This window comes from Nitrospirillum guaranorum (assembly GCF_034653275.1).
Lineage (GTDB): Bacteria > Pseudomonadota > Alphaproteobacteria > Azospirillales > Azospirillaceae > Nitrospirillum.
Genome location: NZ_JAYEES010000003.1, coordinates 1,210,761 through 1,227,446 on the forward strand (window position 1 = coordinate 1,210,761; position 16,686 = coordinate 1,227,446).

Annotated in this window: 19 protein-coding genes and 1 other RNA gene; 16 read left to right on the plus strand and 4 right to left on the minus strand. The window is 67.3% G+C overall.

Annotated elements, in window-relative coordinates:
• Window positions 1–198: 198 nt before the first annotated feature.
• The 3 genes from UAJ10_RS14445 (at window position 199) to rpoD (ending at window position 5,021) form a co-directional block, all read left to right on the plus strand.
• Entirely contained in the window at window positions 199–657 is a 459-nt protein-coding gene (locus UAJ10_RS14445) for a GatB/YqeY domain-containing protein (protein WP_322915990.1), read from the plus strand.
• 75 nt (window positions 658–732) lie between these two features.
• Entirely contained in the window at window positions 733–2,586 is a 1,854-nt protein-coding gene (gene dnaG / locus UAJ10_RS14450) for a DNA primase (RefSeq protein ID WP_322915991.1), read from the plus strand.
• Between the two features lie 443 nt (window positions 2,587–3,029).
• The gene (rpoD, locus tag UAJ10_RS14455; protein ID WP_322915992.1) at window positions 3,030–5,021 is read left to right on the plus strand and encodes an RNA polymerase sigma factor RpoD; all 1,992 of its coding nucleotides are present in this window, start codon (window positions 3,030–3,032) and stop codon (window positions 5,019–5,021) included.
• A 68-nt stretch (window positions 5,022–5,089) separates the two neighbouring features.
• Here the strand turns inward: rpoD and UAJ10_RS14460 are convergent, their stop codons facing one another.
• The 4 genes from UAJ10_RS14460 to ssrA all read right to left on the minus strand — a co-directional run bounded on the left by UAJ10_RS14460 (window position 5,090) and on the right by ssrA (window position 7,031).
• Window positions 5,090–5,389, minus strand: coding sequence for a type II toxin-antitoxin system RelE/ParE family toxin (locus tag UAJ10_RS14460; protein WP_322915993.1), 300 nt, complete (start codon window positions 5,387–5,389; stop codon window positions 5,090–5,092).
• 243 nt (window positions 5,390–5,632) lie between these two features.
• The gene (locus tag UAJ10_RS14465) at window positions 5,633–6,028 is read right to left on the minus strand and encodes a TfoX/Sxy family protein (protein ID WP_322915994.1); all 396 of its coding nucleotides are present in this window, start codon (window positions 6,026–6,028) and stop codon (window positions 5,633–5,635) included.
• 44 nt (window positions 6,029–6,072) lie between these two features.
• Window positions 6,073–6,558, minus strand: coding sequence for an SspB family protein (locus tag UAJ10_RS14470; RefSeq protein ID WP_322915995.1), 486 nt, complete (start codon window positions 6,556–6,558; stop codon window positions 6,073–6,075).
• 149 nt (window positions 6,559–6,707) lie between these two features.
• Window positions 6,708–7,031, minus strand: a transfer-messenger RNA (tmRNA) gene (gene ssrA / locus UAJ10_RS14475).
• A 70-nt stretch (window positions 7,032–7,101) separates the two neighbouring features.
• Here ssrA and UAJ10_RS14480 point away from each other — a divergent pair.
• The 13 genes from UAJ10_RS14480 (at window position 7,102) to UAJ10_RS29895 (ending at window position 16,657) form a co-directional block, all read left to right on the plus strand.
• Complete coding sequence (locus UAJ10_RS14480) at window positions 7,102–7,899, plus strand: carotenoid biosynthesis protein (protein WP_322915996.1); 798 nt, start codon at window positions 7,102–7,104, stop codon at window positions 7,897–7,899.
• 89 nt (window positions 7,900–7,988) lie between these two features.
• Window positions 7,989–8,879, plus strand: coding sequence for a thymidylate synthase (thyA, locus tag UAJ10_RS14485; RefSeq protein ID WP_322915997.1), 891 nt, complete (start codon window positions 7,989–7,991; stop codon window positions 8,877–8,879).
• 172 nt (window positions 8,880–9,051) lie between these two features.
• Window positions 9,052–9,396 carry a hypothetical protein gene (locus UAJ10_RS14490; protein ID WP_322915998.1) on the plus strand — a complete coding sequence of 115 codons (345 nt, stop codon included), beginning with the start codon at window positions 9,052–9,054 and terminating at the stop codon, window positions 9,394–9,396.
• Between the two features lie 97 nt (window positions 9,397–9,493).
• Entirely contained in the window at window positions 9,494–10,996 is a 1,503-nt protein-coding gene (locus UAJ10_RS14495; RefSeq protein WP_322915999.1) for a serine hydrolase, read from the plus strand.
• Window positions 10,997–11,077: 81 nt separating this feature from the next.
• Window positions 11,078–11,374 (plus strand): nucleotidyltransferase family protein, encoded by a 297-nt coding sequence (locus tag UAJ10_RS14500; RefSeq protein ID WP_322916000.1) that lies wholly within the window; start codon window positions 11,078–11,080, stop codon window positions 11,372–11,374.
• Window positions 11,374–11,751, plus strand: a complete 378-nt coding sequence (locus tag UAJ10_RS14505; RefSeq protein ID WP_322916001.1) for a HepT-like ribonuclease domain-containing protein — start codon at window positions 11,374–11,376, stop codon at window positions 11,749–11,751. Before UAJ10_RS14500 ends, UAJ10_RS14505 begins: the two co-directional genes overlap by 1 nt.
• A gap of 78 nt (window positions 11,752–11,829) precedes the next feature.
• The gene (locus tag UAJ10_RS14510) at window positions 11,830–12,363 is read left to right on the plus strand and encodes a dihydrofolate reductase (protein WP_322916002.1); all 534 of its coding nucleotides are present in this window, start codon (window positions 11,830–11,832) and stop codon (window positions 12,361–12,363) included.
• Window positions 12,360–13,007, plus strand: a complete 648-nt coding sequence (locus UAJ10_RS14515; RefSeq protein ID WP_322916003.1) for an elongation factor P hydroxylase — start codon at window positions 12,360–12,362, stop codon at window positions 13,005–13,007. Before UAJ10_RS14510 ends, UAJ10_RS14515 begins: the two co-directional genes overlap by 4 nt.
• 146 nt (window positions 13,008–13,153) lie before the next feature.
• Window positions 13,154–14,587 (plus strand): pyridoxal-phosphate dependent enzyme, encoded by a 1,434-nt coding sequence (locus UAJ10_RS14520; RefSeq protein WP_322916004.1) that lies wholly within the window; start codon window positions 13,154–13,156, stop codon window positions 14,585–14,587.
• Between the two features lie 48 nt (window positions 14,588–14,635).
• Window positions 14,636–15,829: a cystathionine gamma-synthase gene (locus tag UAJ10_RS14525; RefSeq protein ID WP_322916005.1), complete on the plus strand. Its 1,194-nt coding sequence runs from the start codon at window positions 14,636–14,638 to the stop codon at window positions 15,827–15,829.
• A gap of 125 nt (window positions 15,830–15,954) precedes the next feature.
• A complete protein-coding gene (locus UAJ10_RS14530) occupies window positions 15,955–16,158 on the plus strand; it encodes a hypothetical protein (protein ID WP_322916006.1) in 204 nt (67 codons plus the stop codon).
• 74 nt (window positions 16,159–16,232) lie between these two features.
• On the plus strand, window positions 16,233–16,460 hold the full coding sequence (locus tag UAJ10_RS14535; RefSeq protein WP_322916007.1) for a hypothetical protein: 228 nt from the start codon (window positions 16,233–16,235) through the stop codon (window positions 16,458–16,460).
• Window positions 16,457–16,657, plus strand: a complete 201-nt coding sequence (locus tag UAJ10_RS29895) for a type II toxin-antitoxin system RelE/ParE family toxin (protein WP_416235367.1) — start codon at window positions 16,457–16,459, stop codon at window positions 16,655–16,657. The genes UAJ10_RS14535 and UAJ10_RS29895 overlap by 4 nt, the downstream gene beginning before the upstream one ends.
• Window positions 16,658–16,686 lie beyond the last annotated feature (29 nt).

Genomic DNA, 16,686 nt, shown 5'->3' on the forward strand with positions numbered 1-16,686 from the left:
GGGCGGCCGGGTCAAGCGATGGCCCCCATGCTTGGGGCGCGGGGGCGCCTCTGTCATCTGGGCGCTGGCGCTCAAGGGGTTGGCCGGGTAAGGTTCGTCCTTCCCCATTGATTGGCTACCATCCCGCGTGCGCCCCCAAAACCTGGGGCCGGCGGATGGCGTGCCGGTTGCCATGAAGCCTCTTGAGGAAGCCGACCCATGCTGCGCGAGCGTTTCACCCAGACCATGAAGGACGCCATGAAGGCGAAGGACACGCAGACGCTGTCCGCCGTCCGGATGATCATGGCGGAACTGAAGAAGCGGGACATCGACGCGCGCCCCAAGGGCCAGATGGACGGTATCCCCGAGGCCGAGATCGGCAGCATGCTGCAGACCATGGTGAAGCAGCGCCGCGAATCCGTGGCCCTGTACCGCCAGGGCGGCCGTGAAGAGCTGGCCGCGCAGGAAGAGGCGGAAATCGCCGTCATCATGTCCTTCCTCCCCAAGCAGCTGACCGAGGATGAGACCAAGGCCGCCATCACCCAGGCCGTGGCCGACACCGGGGCCGCCAGCGTCAAGGACATGGGCAAGGTCATGGCCGTGCTGAAGGACAAGTACACCGGCCAGATGGACTTCTCCACCGTCGGCCCGCTGGTCAAGGCCGCGCTGAACGGCTGAGGTCCCACCCTTCCGGGGCCGGGCCTACCGCCTGGCCCCCTCCTGACAGACCATTTTCGGACCCCGCCACCGCCCATGGCCCTGCCGCCCCAATTCCTGGAAGAGCTGCGGAACCGGCTGACCCTGTCGGACGTGGTGATGCGGCGCGTGCGCCTGCAGCGGGCGGGGCGGGAATTCCGCGCGCCCTGCCCCTTCCATAACGAAAAGACGCCCAGCTTCTACGTCAACGACCAGAAGGGCTTCTTCCACTGCTTCGGCTGCGGCGCGCACGGCGACGTCATCGGCTTCATCATGCGCAACGACAACCTGTCGTTCATGGAGGCGGTGGAGGCGCTGGCGCCCGAGGCCGGACTGACCGTGCCCAAGGCCAGCCCGCAGGAGCGGGAACGGTTCGAGCGCGAGAAGTCGCTCTACGACCTGGTGGAGCGCGCCACCCGCTGGTTCGAGGCGCAGCTGCGCGCGCCCGTGGGCCGCCACGGCCTGGCCTACCTGCGTGGCCGCGGCCTGGATGACGAGGCCATGGCCCGCTTCCGCCTGGGCTACGCGCCCAGCGACGGCGCGGGCCTGCGCGGGGAGCTGGTGACCGCCGGCTACACCGAGGCCGACATGGTGGAGGCCGGGCTGTTCAAGCGGCCGGATGACGGCCGGGCACCCTTTCCCTTCTTCCGCAACCGGGTGCTGTTCCCCGTCACCGACCGGCGCGGCCGGGTGGTGGCCTTCGGCGGCCGCATCCTGGAGGGGGAGGGGCCGAAATACATCAATTCCGCCGAGAACCCCCTGTTCCACAAGGGCGACATCCTCTACGGCATGAGCCGGGCGCGACAGGCGGCGGCGGACGGCAAGCCGGTGATCGTCACCGAAGGCTACATGGACGTCATCGCCAGCGTCATGGCGGGGTTCGAGGGCGCGGTGGCGCCGCTGGGCACGGCGCTGACGGAGACGCAGATCCAAGCCTTGTGGAAGCTGGCGCCGGAAGGCCAACGCACCCCCATCCTGTGCTTCGACGGCGACAATGCCGGCCGGCGCGCCGCCTTCCGCGCGGTCGAGCGCGTGCTGCCCCTGCTGATCGCCGACCATTCGGTCCGTGTCGCCTTCATGCCGGACAAGGAAGACCCCGACAGCCTGATCCGCGCCGGCGGTCCCGCCGCCTTGCAGGCCGTGCTGGACCGTGCCCGGCCCTTGACGGACGTGCTGTGGGATATGGAGGCGGCGGAGCGCGACCTGACCCAGCCCGATGCCCAGGCCGGCATGCAGGCTGCCCTGGACGCGCAGCTGGAACGCATCCCCGACCTGCGGGTGCGCAAGGCCTATGAGCGCGCCTTCCGCGACCGGCTGTACCAGTTGAGCCGGCCGCCGCGCCCCGCCTTCCAGGGCGGCTTCAAGCGGGGGCAGCGTCCCGGCGACATTCCCTTTCCGGTGGCGCGCCAGTGGGACAAGCGCTTCCGCGCCGGAGTCGAGGTCGGCTCGGTGCGCGGGCGCGAGCGCCTGTTGCTGGCCGTGGTGCTGAACCATCCGGCGCTGTTCGAGACCGTGGGCGAGACCTTGGCCATGATCAGCTTCGCCACCGAGGGGCTGGAACGGCTGCGCCAGGCGCTGGTCGAACGCCTGTTCCACGATTCGGGACTTGACGCCGAGGGTTTACGACGCCACTTGTCAGCTTGCGGCTTCGCCGAGGAACTGGATGAGACGCTGGGGGCGGACCTGCCCTCTTACGCCCGTCCGGAGGCGACGCCCGAATCCGCTCGCGCGGGCTGGCAGGAACTATGGCTGAATTTCCAGGACTTGGTCTTCCGGGCCGAGCTGCGCGAGGCGGAGAGACGCCTGGCCGAGGATTTCAACGAGGAAACCCTGGCCCGGGTGAATGCCCTTAAACGGGAAGAGTTGATACGCCGGGGCCATGCCCTGGATCCGGAGGGTGAGGGCGTCTGACGCCACCACCCCAAGGAACCTCCGCACCGGACGGGGGCGGACGGTTCGTTCCGGTGGCATGATCCACCGGCGGGCCGGCCGGATGAGGTTGGAAGTGATGCTGCGCTGGGGAGCGACGATTACGCGAAAAGGCGATGCGGGTCCGGCCAGGACAGGCGTTTAGGGATGATGAGGGGTGGCGTGACCGGGGTTTTCATCCGGTGCGGCGCCTTTTTTCGTCCCGCCCCCTGTTTTTGGTGGGAACCGGCGCTTTCTTTGGGTATCGGGTGTCCGCGCGGCATCGGAAGCACCAGTTTAGTCCGGCACCCGGTGTCGACGGGCTCAGGCCCCGAATTGCGTGTCTGTGAGTGAAGGGTATGGGCCGGCGCCCATGAAGGCCGGCCGTCAGGGTTGAACCGGCGTTCAGTTGGTTTGCATTTCAGTTAGTCGGGGACATTGAGCGAATGGCCACGAAAGCAGCGCAGAGTGCGGACGTTTCCGAGGCGCGTGAGGAACAGGTGGACGGCCCGCTGATGGATGGCATGGGCCTGGCCGTCAAGAAGATGATCCAGCGCGGCAAGGAGCGGGGGTTCGTCACCTATGACGAACTGAACGCAGCCCTGCCCCCCGACCAATCCTCGTCCGAGCAGATCGAGGACACGATGGCCATGCTCAATGAGATGGGCATCAACGTCATCGAATCGGAAGAGCAGGATACCGAGGCCGGCGGCGAAGGCGGCGGTGACGGCGAAGGCCGCGTCTCCGGCAACCTGGACGACGACGACATCGGCCGCACCGACGACCCGGTGCGCATGTACCTGCGCGAGATGGGTTCGGTGGAGCTGCTGTCGCGCGAGGGCGAAATCGCCATCGCCAAGCGCATCGAGGCCGGCCGCGAGATGATGATCGGCGCGATCTGCGAATCGCCGCTGACCATCCGCGCCATCATCCAGTGGCATGAGGCCCTGAACGAAGGGAAGATGCTGCTGCGCGACATCATCGACCTGGACGCGACCTATGGCGTCGATCCGGAGTCGGGTGAGCTGACGGAGGCCGTGCTCGGCGCCGAGGAGGCCCCGCGCGAGGAGGGGGCGGCCGAGGGCGGCGAGGGTGCCGGCGAAGGCGAGGGCGGTGAGCGTCCCGAGGGGGCCGAGGGCGGTGAGCCCGGCGAAGGCGGCGAGGAGGAGGGCGGCATTTCCCTGGCCGCCATGGAAGCCGAGCTGAAGCCCATGGTGCTGGAGACCTTCCAGACCATCGAGGACACCTACGACAAGCTGCACAAGATGCAGGAGCTGCGGCTGGCCGCCATCCAGCGCGGCGAGGATCTGGGCAAGGCCCAGGACAAGAAGTACGACAAGCTGAAGGCCGAGCTGACCGAGCTGGTCAACTCCGTGCGGCTGAACAACAGCCGCATCGAGGCCCTGGTCGAGCAGCTGTACGGCATGAACCGCCGCCTGATGGGCTTCGAGGGCAAGCTGCTGCGCCTGGCGACCGACTGCAAGGTCAAGCGCGAGGACTTCCTGCACCACTATTACGGCAGCGAGTTGGACCCCAACTGGCTGGACCGGGTGAAGGGCAACTCCAAGGCCTGGGCCAAGTTCGCGGAGCGCAGCGCCAGCGAGATCGTGAAGGTCCGCGAGGGCATCAACGAGATCGCGGAAGGCGTGCGCCTGCCCATCAGCGAGTTCCGCCGCATCGTCTCCACGGTGCAGAAGGGCGAGAAGGAAGCCAGCCGCGCCAAGAAGGAAATGGTGGAGGCCAACCTGCGCCTCGTCATCTCCATCGCCAAGAAGTACACCAACCGCGGCCTGCAGTTCTTGGACCTCATCCAGGAAGGCAACATCGGCCTGATGAAGGCCGTTGATAAGTTCGAATACCGCCGCGGCTACAAGTTCTCGACCTACGCCACCTGGTGGATTCGCCAGGCCATCACCCGGTCCATCGCCGACCAGGCCCGCACCATCCGCATTCCCGTGCACATGATCGAGACGATCAACAAACTGGTGCGCACCTCGCGCCAGATGCTGCACGAGATCGGCCGCGAGCCCACGCCGGAGGAATTGGCCGAGCGGCTGATGATGCCGCTGGAGAAGGTCCGCAAGGTCCTGAAGATCGCCAAGGAGCCGATCAGCCTCGAGACGCCGATCGGCGACGAGGAGGACAGCCACTTGGGCGACTTCATCGAGGACAAGAACGCCGTCCTGCCGCTGGACGCCGCCATCCAGGCGAACCTGCGCGAGACGACCACCCGCGTCCTGGCCTCGCTGACCCCGCGTGAGGAGCGTGTGCTGCGCATGCGCTTCGGCATCGGCATGAACACCGACCACACCCTGGAAGAGGTGGGCCAGCAGTTCAGCGTGACCCGCGAGCGTATCCGCCAGATCGAGGCGAAGGCGCTGCGCAAGCTGAAGCACCCGTCCCGCTCGCGCAAGCTGCGCAGCTTCCTGGACACCTGATCCCCATCGGGGTTGGGCGCGTAAACGAAAAGGGCGGTCCCGCTGGGGCCGCCCTTTTTGTTTGGCTGTTACAGCCGGCGCGGAATATTGGCGGTGTCATGGATTACCGCCTGGATGACCGCCGGTTCAGTGATAGTGTAGGCGACCCAATATGAGCCTGCATGCAGCCATAGTCGGCCGGCTTTGGCCAGAGTGGGGTAGGGGCGTGGCGCTGGCAGTCCGGCGAAAGGACTTGTCTCGATACGCAAGGCGGCCATTTCCAGGGCGACCAGCAGATTACGGGTGGCGGCAAGCCGGCCCAACCGCTCATAGTGCGCAATCAGCGCGTCAACCTGTGCTTCTGCTCGAGGGCTGAGGCGGATGGTCACAGTCAGGCTTTACGGGGTTGAGCCTGTTGTTTGCCCTGCCGCGCTTCCATCCGGCTAATGCTTGCCTTGATACGGCCCAGCACTGGCGCCAACGGCACAGTCTCGCCGCGAGCGGTTTCAGCCTCACTAGCCGCAAGAACCGCATCGACATCGGGCAGTGTGTGTTTGGTCGGACTCGTCATACAGGCACAGTGCCACGGCGCTTTCGGCCTGTCGAGATGCCGTGCTGTAGATGGCCGCCGCCTACTCCAGCAGCATGTCCGCCAGGGTCTTCTTCGCCGGCGCCTTCGCCTTCTTCGGCGCCTTGGCCGGCGCGCGCAGGGCGGCGTCGACCGCCAGGCGAGCCCAGCGCAGCAGCTCCTCGGGCTCGTCCATGGCGCCCTCGGGCGGGGTGTAGTAGCCCAGCGAGCGGTGGGGCTTATCGGCCCAGGGGGCGAAGCGGATGCAGCCGGCGGCCTCGAAGGCCGGCTGGCTGACGGCGTCGGCCTTCAGGTACAGGGTGTCGTCACGGGTGACGAGGCCGAAATTGCGGCCGTGCAGGGTCAGGCCCCGGCCGCCGAACAGGCGCGGCGCCTCGACCGGCCCTAAGGGGGCAAGCAAATCCAGGAGGTAGTCCAGGAAATCGGGGGAGACGGGCATTGATCGCTGCTCCCCCGCGCGGGGCGGCTTACTTGTTGCGGCCCTTACTTCTTACGAAACGCGTCCAGCGCCACGACGGTGCCACCCTGCTTGGGTGTGTCGTCGTCCTCACCCTCGGGCGCCGTCTCTTCCTCGGCGGTGGTCTCATCCTCGCCTTCTTCCGCCTCTTCCTCGTCGGGGGGCTGGAACTGCAGGGCGAAGTTGACCGAGGGGTCGGCGAAGGTGGTGATGGCCGCCATGGGCACCACCAGACGCTCGTGGCTGCCATTAAAGCTCAGCGTCACTTCCACCCGCTCGTCATTCACGTCCAGGCCATAGAACTGGTACTGCAGGACGATGGTGATCTCATCCGGGTACTTGGCGCGCAGGAATTCCGGCATGCGCACGCCCGGATACTGGGTGCGGAAGCTGATGAAGAAATGGTGCTCCCCGGGCAGGCCATGCTCCTGCACTTCCTTCAGCGCGTCGCGCACGACGCGGCGCAGGGCGGCCTCGACCATACGGTCGTAGCGAAGGAGATCGGTGGACATGGCAGGCAAAACGCTCCGGTAGCGGGGTACAACGTCACCAATAGACCCGCCCGGCGCGCGATTTGCAAGCTTGGGCGCGCGAAACCGCCAGCGGGTGGGCCGAAGATCGGCCCAAGGGCGGATCGATCATCCGCCGCTCAGGGCCGTTCAGTGGGGGGCTTCTGTTGCCGGGTGCCCCCCGAACCCCGTTCTTAGCTTTCCGCTAATACCCCGTTGAGGGTATTAGGCGGCCATGCGAAGAGCAGGCGCCGAATTATCGTTGGCACCTATGAAACGGCCCGATGACGGCGGAACCATGCCGAGCGAAAACCATGCCTTTACCACGCACGTCGATCCTGATTCGCCCCCATGATGGTGGAGGCGCCGGGTACCGCCCCCGGGTCCGCAACGCTTATTCCGCAAGGCGTTTATCGCCATAGTCGGGCAAGCCCGACATCCCTAATATAGGGATGCGGGATCGAAAGTGAAAGCCCTTCGGGGAATGGCAGGGCCGCGACCTTTCCGGGGGGAGGGGGGCGCCGCCGATCATTGGGGGAAATCAATATGCGGGGCATCGCGCGGGCGGCGTCGGAGACGGCCATCTGGGGGCTGTTCGTCATCCTGGCCTATCTCATCCTCGCCTTCGCCACCCATCGGTGGCTACCGCTGCCCAACGTGGGCAACGTCGGCTTCACCCTGGTGTTCGTCATGTTTTCGCTGCTGCATGCCGGGCTGATGCTGGGTGGGCGGCGCCTGGCCCTGTTCTTCGGCCTGTCGGTCGTCATCTCCTACGCGCTGGAGGAGACGGGCGTGCGCACCGGCCTGGTCTACGGCCGCTATCATTACGGCGACCTGCTGGGCGCCAAGCTGGGGCATGTGCCGGTGCTGATCCCGCTGGCTTGGTTCATGATGATCTACCCGGCCTGGGTGGTGGCCCTGGCCCTGCTGCGCGGCCTGGATTTGCGCCGCCCCGCCGGCATCGCGGCGCTGGCCCTCACCGCCGCCCTGGTCATGACCGGCTGGGACATGGTGATGGACCCGTCCATGGCGGCGGCCGGCAATTGGGTGTGGGAGGACGGCGGCCCCTATTTCGGCGTGCCACTGCGGAACTACGCCGGCTGGGTGCTGACCACCTTCCTGGTTTACCTGGCCTATCACGCCGCTGCCGGGGACCGGGGCGACGTCTACCGTTTCGATGGCGTCTTCGCGGCCCTGCCGGCGGTGGTTTACACCCTGTTCTCGCTGGAATACCTGGTGCCCGGCCGATTCCCGGCGTTGGCCGCCGTGGCGGTGTTCGCCATGGTCATGCCGGGCATGCTGGCCCTGGTGCGGTTGGCCCAGCCCGCGCGTATCGCTTCTTGAGATATGGGGTTCCGCCTGCCCGGGCGCTACATTATGTAGTGATACCGTTTCCGCGTCGGGCCGCCCGGCGATCGTTTGTTGAGGGCCCCATGGCGCATCCGGAATACCAGTACCTGTCGCTGCTGCGCCGCCTGATCGACCAGGGGGCCGCCCGGGTGGACCGCACGGGCGTGGGCACCAAGGCGCTGTTCGGCGAGCAGATGCGCTTCGACCTCTCCGCCGGCTTCCCGCTGCTGACCACCAAGAAGATTTTCCACCGCCAGGCCATCCACGAGATGCTGTGGTTCCTGTCAGGTGACACCAGCATCCGCCCGCTGCTGGCCAACAAGGTGCGCATCTGGACCGACTGGCCGCTGGCCAACTACCGCCGGAAGACCGGCGAGGACATCAGCCAGGAGGATTTCGAGGCCCGCGTGCTGGCCGATGAGGCCTTCGCCGCCCAGTGGGGCGACCTGGGCCCCGTCTACGGCAAGCAGTGGCGCCGCTGGCAGGGGCCGGACGGCAAGGTCATCGACCAGATCCAGGACCTGGTGGACGGCATCCGCACCAACCCCACCAGCCGGCGCCTGCTGTTCACCGGCTGGAACGTGGCCGACCTGCCGGCCATGGCGCTGCCGCCCTGCCACATGACCTATCAGTTCTTCGTGGCGGGCGGGAAGCTGTCGGGCCTGATCTTCCAGCGCAGCGCCGACACCCTGCTGGGCCTCCCCTGGAACCTGTGCGAGGGCGCGCTGCTGATCCATATGCTGGCCCATCAGTGCGACCTGGGCGTGGGCGACCTGGTGTGGCAAGGCGGCGACGTGCACCTCTACCTCAACCACATCCCCCAGGCGGAAGAGCAGCTGAGGCGTGAGCCGCGGCCCTTCCCCCAGCTGGTGATCAAGCGCAAGCCGGACAGCCTGTTCGATTACCGCTTCGAGGATTTCGAGATCACCGGCTACGACCCCCATGCCCACATCAAGGCCGACGTGGCGGTCTGACGGTCGCCACCGGGTCGGCAACTTTTGCCTGAAGAACTAGGCAATAATTTCCAACCTGGTTGCTGTCACCACCGTCGAGCGCCTTCTGTCCCGCGGAACCCCACGCGTGCCGTCTGGCATGGCGGATGCTTCTCCCGCCGTCTGAGTTCGTGCGTTCGGAGGGGGAACAAACGTGACGACGATATCGGGCGGCGCCGGGAACCAGGCGCTGGACTTCGCCAACATGTCCCGCAGCCAGATGATGGGGGCCGCCAACAGCCTTTATCGATCCGGCCAGATCACCCTGGACCAGATGGGCAAGCTGGAGATGATGGGCCCGCTGGGCAAGGTGGGTCCCGGCGGCCAGTTCCAGGCCTTCACGGCGCAGGAGCGCGCCAGCCTGGACAGCCAGCCGGTCAACTACATCGATCAGACCCGGAAGGTCATCGCCGGCATCGAACAGCGGGGCGACGCGGCCAATCCCCAATCCGGCTATCAGGACTGGAAGCAGTTGCTGCTGACCATGCAGGAGGTCTGAGCCTCCCGGGGCTTGGGGCCACCGGAGTGGCCCTCAGCGTCCCGCCGCCCGCCTGCTACCATGCCGCCCTTGGAGGTGTTGCTGTGGGGGAGGGATCATGCGCGGGATGAGGGGACTGGCGGCGCTGCTGATGCTTACGGCGGCGCCGATGGCGGCGGATGCGGCCACGGGCAAGGCGGTGGTGGCGGCCAACCGGGCGCCGCCGGCCGCCGGCGCGGTGGATACGGTGGCGGCCCAGGTGGACGTCTTCCTGCGGGACCAGATGCGGGCGCTGGGCATCCCCGGTCTGCAGGTGGCCGTCATCCAGCATGGCCGCCTGGTGCTGTCGCGCGGCTATGGCGTGGCCAACCTGCAGACGCCGGTGCCGGTGACGAATGAAACCATCTTCGCCGTCAATTCCATCACCAAGGCCTTCACCGGCGTGGCCGCGATGCGGCAGGTCCAGGCCGGGCGGCTGGACCTGGACGCGCCCGTGGGCCAGTACCTGGACGATCTGCCCGCCGCCTGGCGTCCCATCACCATCCGCCAGCTGCTGACCCACATGTCCGGCCTGCCCGACATCAACCGCGCGCCGGGCGACCGGGATGAGCGGGTAGGGGGTGAGGCCATCTGGGCCTGGGTGCAGGCCCAGCCCATGAAGTTCACCCCCGGTGAGCGCTTCGACTACTGCCAGACCAACTACACCCTGGTGCAGCGGGTGGTGGACAGGCTGACCGGCCAGCCCCCCGACACGTCCATCATCGACTGGGAGATCGCGGCGGCGGGCATGACCCACACCGCCTATGGCGACAGCAGCATGGTCACGCCCGGCAAGGCCGCCGGCTACCGCAACAGCTATGCCCCCAACCCCGCCGGCGCCCCGGATGGCGCCCAGCTGGCCACACCCCACCCGGTCTATGAGCTGTTTCGCCCCATGCACCGCGCCTCCTCCGGCCTGGACAGCACGGCGGAGGATATGGCGCGCTGGATGATCGCCCTGTCCCAAGGCCAGCTGCTGGATGCCGACAGCCTGCGCCTGCTGTGGACGCCCGCCGCCTTCAACGACGGCCGCCTGGGCCAGTGGGGCCTCGGGTGGGAGGTGCTGGACCATGGCGGCCACCGCGCCGTGGGCATGACCGGCGGCGGGCGCTCCGCCTTCTTCCTCTACCCCGAGGATGACGTGGGCGTGGTCATCCTGACCAACCTGTCCGGCGCCTTCCCCGAGGACATGATCGACCAGGTGGCCGCCCTCTATGGCGCCAAGCTGGCCGGCCTGGCCGCCCTGCGCGTGGACATCCAGCGCCACGGCTTCGACCAGGTGCCGGCGCTCTACGCCGCGATGAAGGCCCGTGAGCCGGGCGTAACGCTGCCGGAGGCGGAGCTGAACGACTGGGGCTACCGCCTGCTCAGCAACGGCCAGCCCCGCAACGCCCTGGCCATCCTGAAGCTGACCGCCGACCTCTACCCCGACAGCGGCAACGCCCAGGACAGCCTGGCCGAGGCGCTGGCGGCCACCGGCGACAAGCCGGCCGCCATCCTGGCCTATCAACGTGCGCTGGAACTGGACCCGAAGAACAAGAACGCCGAACGGCGGCTGGGGACGCTGAAGACGGGTGGGTGAGGGCAAGCGGCGTTGCGGCGTGGACAGGGACGGCGGGCGGACTTACTTTTAAGGGGCCCGTTCCCCCTACTCTCCAATCCCATGAACCGCGCCCGCGCCATCCAATTGCTGAAGCAGCACGAGCCGGAATTTCGCCGCGCCGGCATCGGCGCGCTATTCCTGTTCGGCTCCGTCGCCCGGGATGAGGCGACGGACACGTCCGATGTGGATGTCTTCTTCGACCTGGACCGACCCCAGGGCTTCACCCTGTTCAGCCTGGCGGCGGTGCAAGAGCGCCTACAGGACATCTTGGGCGCCAAGGTGGACGTCATGACCCGGGAGGGAATTCATCCCCGGCGGCGGGGGCGGATCGAGGCGGATGCCGTGCGGGTGTTTTGATGGCTGACGCGACATCCGTCGATACGCTTCTGGATATCCTGGAACTTATCAACCGGATCGAGCGGCAAGTTGCGGTACTGGATCGACAGGCGTTTCTGGACGACATGGATGTCCAGGACGCCACGGCGTACCGCATCCTGGCCATAGGCGAAGCCTCCAAGGATTTGGGCGAGGATCTGAAGGCCCGGCATCCACAAGTGCCCTGGCGGCAAGTCGTCGGTATGCGCAACCTGTTGGCCCATGAATACTTCATGCGGGAAAGCGCGATTCTTTGGGAAACGGTGAAGGCCGGGTTGCCGGCACTTGCCGAGGTTTGCCGTGCCGAGTTGGCCAAGGCAGGTTGGCGACCCGCTGACCAACGCACCCCCGCCCCTTGATCTTCCGCATTCTCACCATCCCCCGTTTGCCGTAAAACCGCAGGCCTTGAGCGTTCATCAGCCAGGCCCCGCGCACCCATGACCGATCCCGCGTCCATTCCCTTGGCCCTCATCGCCGCCGTGTCGACCAACAACGTCATCGGCGTGGAGAATCGCCTGCCGTGGCGGTTGAAGGGGGATCTGAAGTATTTCAAGGAGATGACCCTGGGCAAGCCGGTGGTCATGGGCCGGCGGACGTGGGAGAGCATCGGGGCCAAGCCGCTGCCGGGCCGCACCAACATCATCGTGACGCACAAGCAGGATTACCGCGCCCACGGCGGCGTGGTGTGCCACAGCCTGGAGGCAGCCCTGTCACAGGCCCGCCTGATCGCGGCGGCCGACGGCGCGCCTGAGGTCATGGTCATCGGCGGGGAGCTGCTGTTCGCCACCGCGCTGAAGACCGCGCACCGCCTATACCTGACCGAGGTGCACGCCAGTCCGGAGGGTGACGCCTTCTTCCCCACCTTCGACCGCGCGGAGTGGCGCGAGGTGTCGCGGCGCGACGTGCCGGCGCTGGAGGTGGAGGTTGATCCGGCCCCGGCGCACAGCTTCGTGGTGCTGGAGCGGGCATGATCCTCACCCCCATTCCCCTGGAGGAGCTGCCGGCCATCCTGGCCGACCTGCGCGGCCGCCTGACCGGCGCCGACCCGCTGGTGGCGGCGGTGTTCGAGCGCATCGCCGACACGCTGGATCTGGTGCCGCTGGGCGTGGACACGCCCCGGCATCGGGCGGACGGCATCGCGTTGGCCCACCGCTTTGGTATCGAGACCATCGATGAGCTGCCCATGGCGGCCTACAGCTGGGACGGTCGCGCCATCCGCACCCAGAGCGAGTCCTATGTGCTGATCCATGAGATCGGCCATTGGCTGGTGGCGCCGCCGGAGCGCCGGAGCCTGGTCGATTTCGGGCTGGGCGCCGGGCCGGAGACGGGCCGCGTCGAGGAGGCCAACGCCGCCATCTGCGTTGACCGGGACACCCAGATCGAGGAAGAGGCCCTGTCCTCCCTCATCGGCATCCTGTGGGAGGTGGAGTTGGGCCAGCCGGCCATCATGGCCTTCCTGGAGCAGAACTGGCTGGAGGGCTGGGACCGCGCCGCCTGCATCGACAACCTGGCCGACAATCTGGCCAATTTGCATCGACGCGGATTGATTGATGCGAATTACCGTCCCATTCCGCCAGAACATTTCGAAGTAAAGCAGCGCGTCGCAAGCTTGTAATATTGTGCGTTGCGGCAAAGGCAATAAGACTTTCCGCCGGGCGACGGGTGGAAGGACAGGGCACGGGGGTCTATACTGACGGGGGATTGTAAGTGCCCCGCCCATCGGTCACTGTTTTGCTTAACGAACAGACCGAGAGGGTTCCCATGTCGATCGCGCACGCGTCGTCCGCCCCCATTCAGTCCACCGATAACAGCCCTTCGGGCGGTGAGGGCCACGACGGTCCCGCCATCCTGTCCCTGATCGGCAACACGCCGCTGGTCCGCGTCACCAAGATCGACACCGGCCCGTGCGAGCTGTACCTGAAGCTGGAGAACCAGAACCCCGGCGGCTCCATCAAAGACCGCATCGGCCTCGCCATGGTGGAGGGGGCGGAGAAGGCCGGCCGCCTGAAGCCGGGCGGCACGGTGGTGGAGGCGACGGCCGGCAACACCGGCCTGGGCCTGGCCCTGGTCTGCGCCGCCAAGGGCTATCGCCTGGTGCTGGTCATCCCCGACAAGATGGCGGCGGAGAAGATCAACCACCTGCGGGCCTTGGGCGCCGACATCCATGTCACGCGCAGCGACGTGGGCAAGGGCCATCCCGACTATTACCAGGACATCGCGGAGCGGCTGGCGGGCGAGATCCCCGGCGCCGTCTACATGAACCAGTTCGCCAACCCCGACAACCCGGCGGCGCATGAGCGCTGGACGGGGCCGGAGCTGCTGCGCCAGATGGACGGGCGGCTGGACGCGGTGGTGGTGGGCGTGGGCTCCGGCGGCACGTTGACCGGCCTGGGCCGCTATTTCCGCGCCGCCAGCCCGCGCACCCGCCTGGTGCTGGCCGACCCCCAGGGCTCCATCCTGCGCGACCTGGTGAAGACCGGCCGCCATGACGAGCCCGGCAGCTGGGTGGTGGAGGGCATCGGCGAGGATTTCGTGCCGCCCAACTGCGACCTGCAGTTCGTGGACGACGCCTACACCATCCCGGACGCCGAAAGCCTGAACGCCGCGCGCGAACTGCTGCGCCGGGAGGGTATCCTGGGCGGCTCCTCCAGCGGCACGCTGCTCGCCGCCGCCCTGCGCTATTGCCGGGCGCAGACGACGCCCAAGCGCGTGGTCACCCTGGTGTGCGACACGGGTAACAAGTATCTGTCCAAGATGTTCAACGACGGCTGGATGGCCGACCAGGGCTTCCTGCCCAGCACCCGCACCGGCGATCTGCGCGACCTGATCACCCGCCGGGTGGACAAGGGCCAGGTGGTCACCGTCTCGCCCGACGACACCCTGCTGACGGCGTACAAGCGCATGCGCATCTCCGACGTCTCGCAGCTGCCGGTGATGCAGGGCGGCCGGGTGGTGGGCCTGCTGGACGAGTCCGACCTGCTGCTGCATGTCGAGCCCGACCCCGCGCGCTTCCGCGAGGCGGTGCGCGAGGCCATGACGTCGCGCCTGGAAACCGTGCCGGTCACGGCGCCCATCAGCGCGCTGGACGCCATCTTCAGCCGCAACATGGTGGCCCTGGTCACGGAGGGCGACGCCTTCCTAGGATTGCTGACCCGCGTCGACCTGCTGAACCATCTGCGCCGCCAGCTGGGCTGACGCCCGCCCTCCTGTCGCGCGCCCCCGCTTTCATCTCAAGGAATCCCTATGGCCGACCGCAGCCACCATCGCCCCCTGTCGAACCAACGGGCCTTCGCCACCCGCACCGTGCACGCGGGGCAGGAGCCGGACCCCAGCACCGGCGCCATCACCGTGCCCATCTACGCCACCTCGACCTACGTGCAGGAGAGCCCCGGCGTCCATAAGGGGTATGAGTACAGCCGCAGCCAGAACCCCACCCGCATGGCCTATGAGCGCTGCGTGGCGGACCTGGAGGGCGGGGTGCGGGGCTACGCCTTCGCCTCCGGCCTGGCGGCCGAGGCCACCATCCTGGAACTGCTGGACGCCGGCAGCCACATCATCGCCATGGACGACCTGTACGGCGGCAGCTACCGCCTGCTGGAACGGGTGCGCAAGCGGTCCATGGGCCTGACCTCCCGTTTCGTCGACATGACCGACCCGGCCAAGCTGGAGGCGGCGTTGACGCCCCAGACGCGTCTGCTGTGGGTGGAAACGCCGACCAACCCGCTGCTGAAGCTGGTGGACCTGGAGGCGGTGGCCGCCTTCGCCCGGCGGCACGGGCTGATTTCCGTGTGCGACAACACCTTCGCCACGCCCTACGCCCAGCGGCCGCTGGAGCTGGGCTTCGACATCGTCGTGCATTCGGCCACCAAGTACCTGAACGGCCATTGCGACATGGTGGGCGGCGTGGCCGTGGTGCGGGAGGAGGGGGAACTGGCCGATCGCCTGGGCTTCCTGCAGAACGCCGTGGGCGCCGTGGCCGGCCCCTTCGACAGTTTCCTGGCCCTGCGCGGCCTGAAGACCCTGTCCCTGCGCATGGAACGGCACAGCGCCAACGCCGCCGCCATCGCCGACTGGCTGGAACGCCACCCGGCGGTGGCGGCGGTGCGCTATCCCGGCCTGGCCAGCCATCCGCAGCATGAGCTGGCCAAACGCCAGATGCGCGGCGCCGGTGGCATGGTCTCCGTCAGCCTCAAGGGCGGGCTGGACGCCGCCAAACGCCTGCTGGAACGGACGGAGCTGTTCTCCCTGGCGGAAAGCCTGGGCGGGGTGGAGAGCCTGATCGAGCATCCGGCCATCATGACCCACGCCTCCATCCCGGCGGACCTGCGGGCCGCCGCCGGCATCGACGACGGCCTGGTGCGCCTGTCGGTGGGCATTGAGGACGTGGATGACCTGATCGCCGACCTGGATGCCGCCCTCAGCGCTACCCTGGTATAGAAGGTTGCGTCGCGCCCGGGAATTAATCGCAAGCTAACCTTTTGCGACCTAGCCCCGGGCGCGGAAACAATGCATGCCATTCCGAAGTTGTATGTGGCAGTGCGGCAGGTTCACGGGTGTCTGGGATGAGGCGTCTGTTCGGGGTGGATGGCAAGCAGGGTGCGGCCCAGCAGCGGTCGGCTGTGGATGAACAGGCCCTGCGCCAACTGTCAGGCATCGACTATCTGCCCCTGGGCCTGACCGCCGACCAGATGGCGGCGCTGGAGGAGTCCTTCCTGGAGGCCCAGACCAGCCGCAAGCCCCGCTTCTGGGGCCGGCGGGGACGGTAACCTGGGGCCGTGTCTCGACAGGGCATGGCTCCGATGCCATCTTCAGTGAGCCTGAATCACCTGGAGTATCGGCGATGACCCGTCTACTTGAACAAGCCGTTGACGCGGTTCGCGTTTTGCCGGATGCGGTTCAGGACGAACTCGCCCACGTTCTTCTCCAACTCGCTGGCTTGGATCAGACGGCGGTGGAGTTGACGGATGAGGAAATGGCGGGGCTGGAAGAGTCTCTAGCTCAGGCGGAGCGTGGGGAGTTCGCCAGCGATGAGGAAATTCAGGCCATTTGGGCCAAGCACGGCCTATGAAGGTCCGTTACACCCGGGCGGCCAGCGTCGAACTTGCGGCCATACTGGATTATATTGATGAGCGCTCGCCATCGGGGGCTCGGAACGTCAAGCGCAGGCTTCAGGACATTGTCGCGATATTGGCGGCCCATCCTTACGTCGGGCGTCTCACGAAGCGCCCAGGCATTCGGCGCGCGGTCGCCACGCCATACCCGTAGCTGATTCTCTATCAGGTCATGGGGGACGG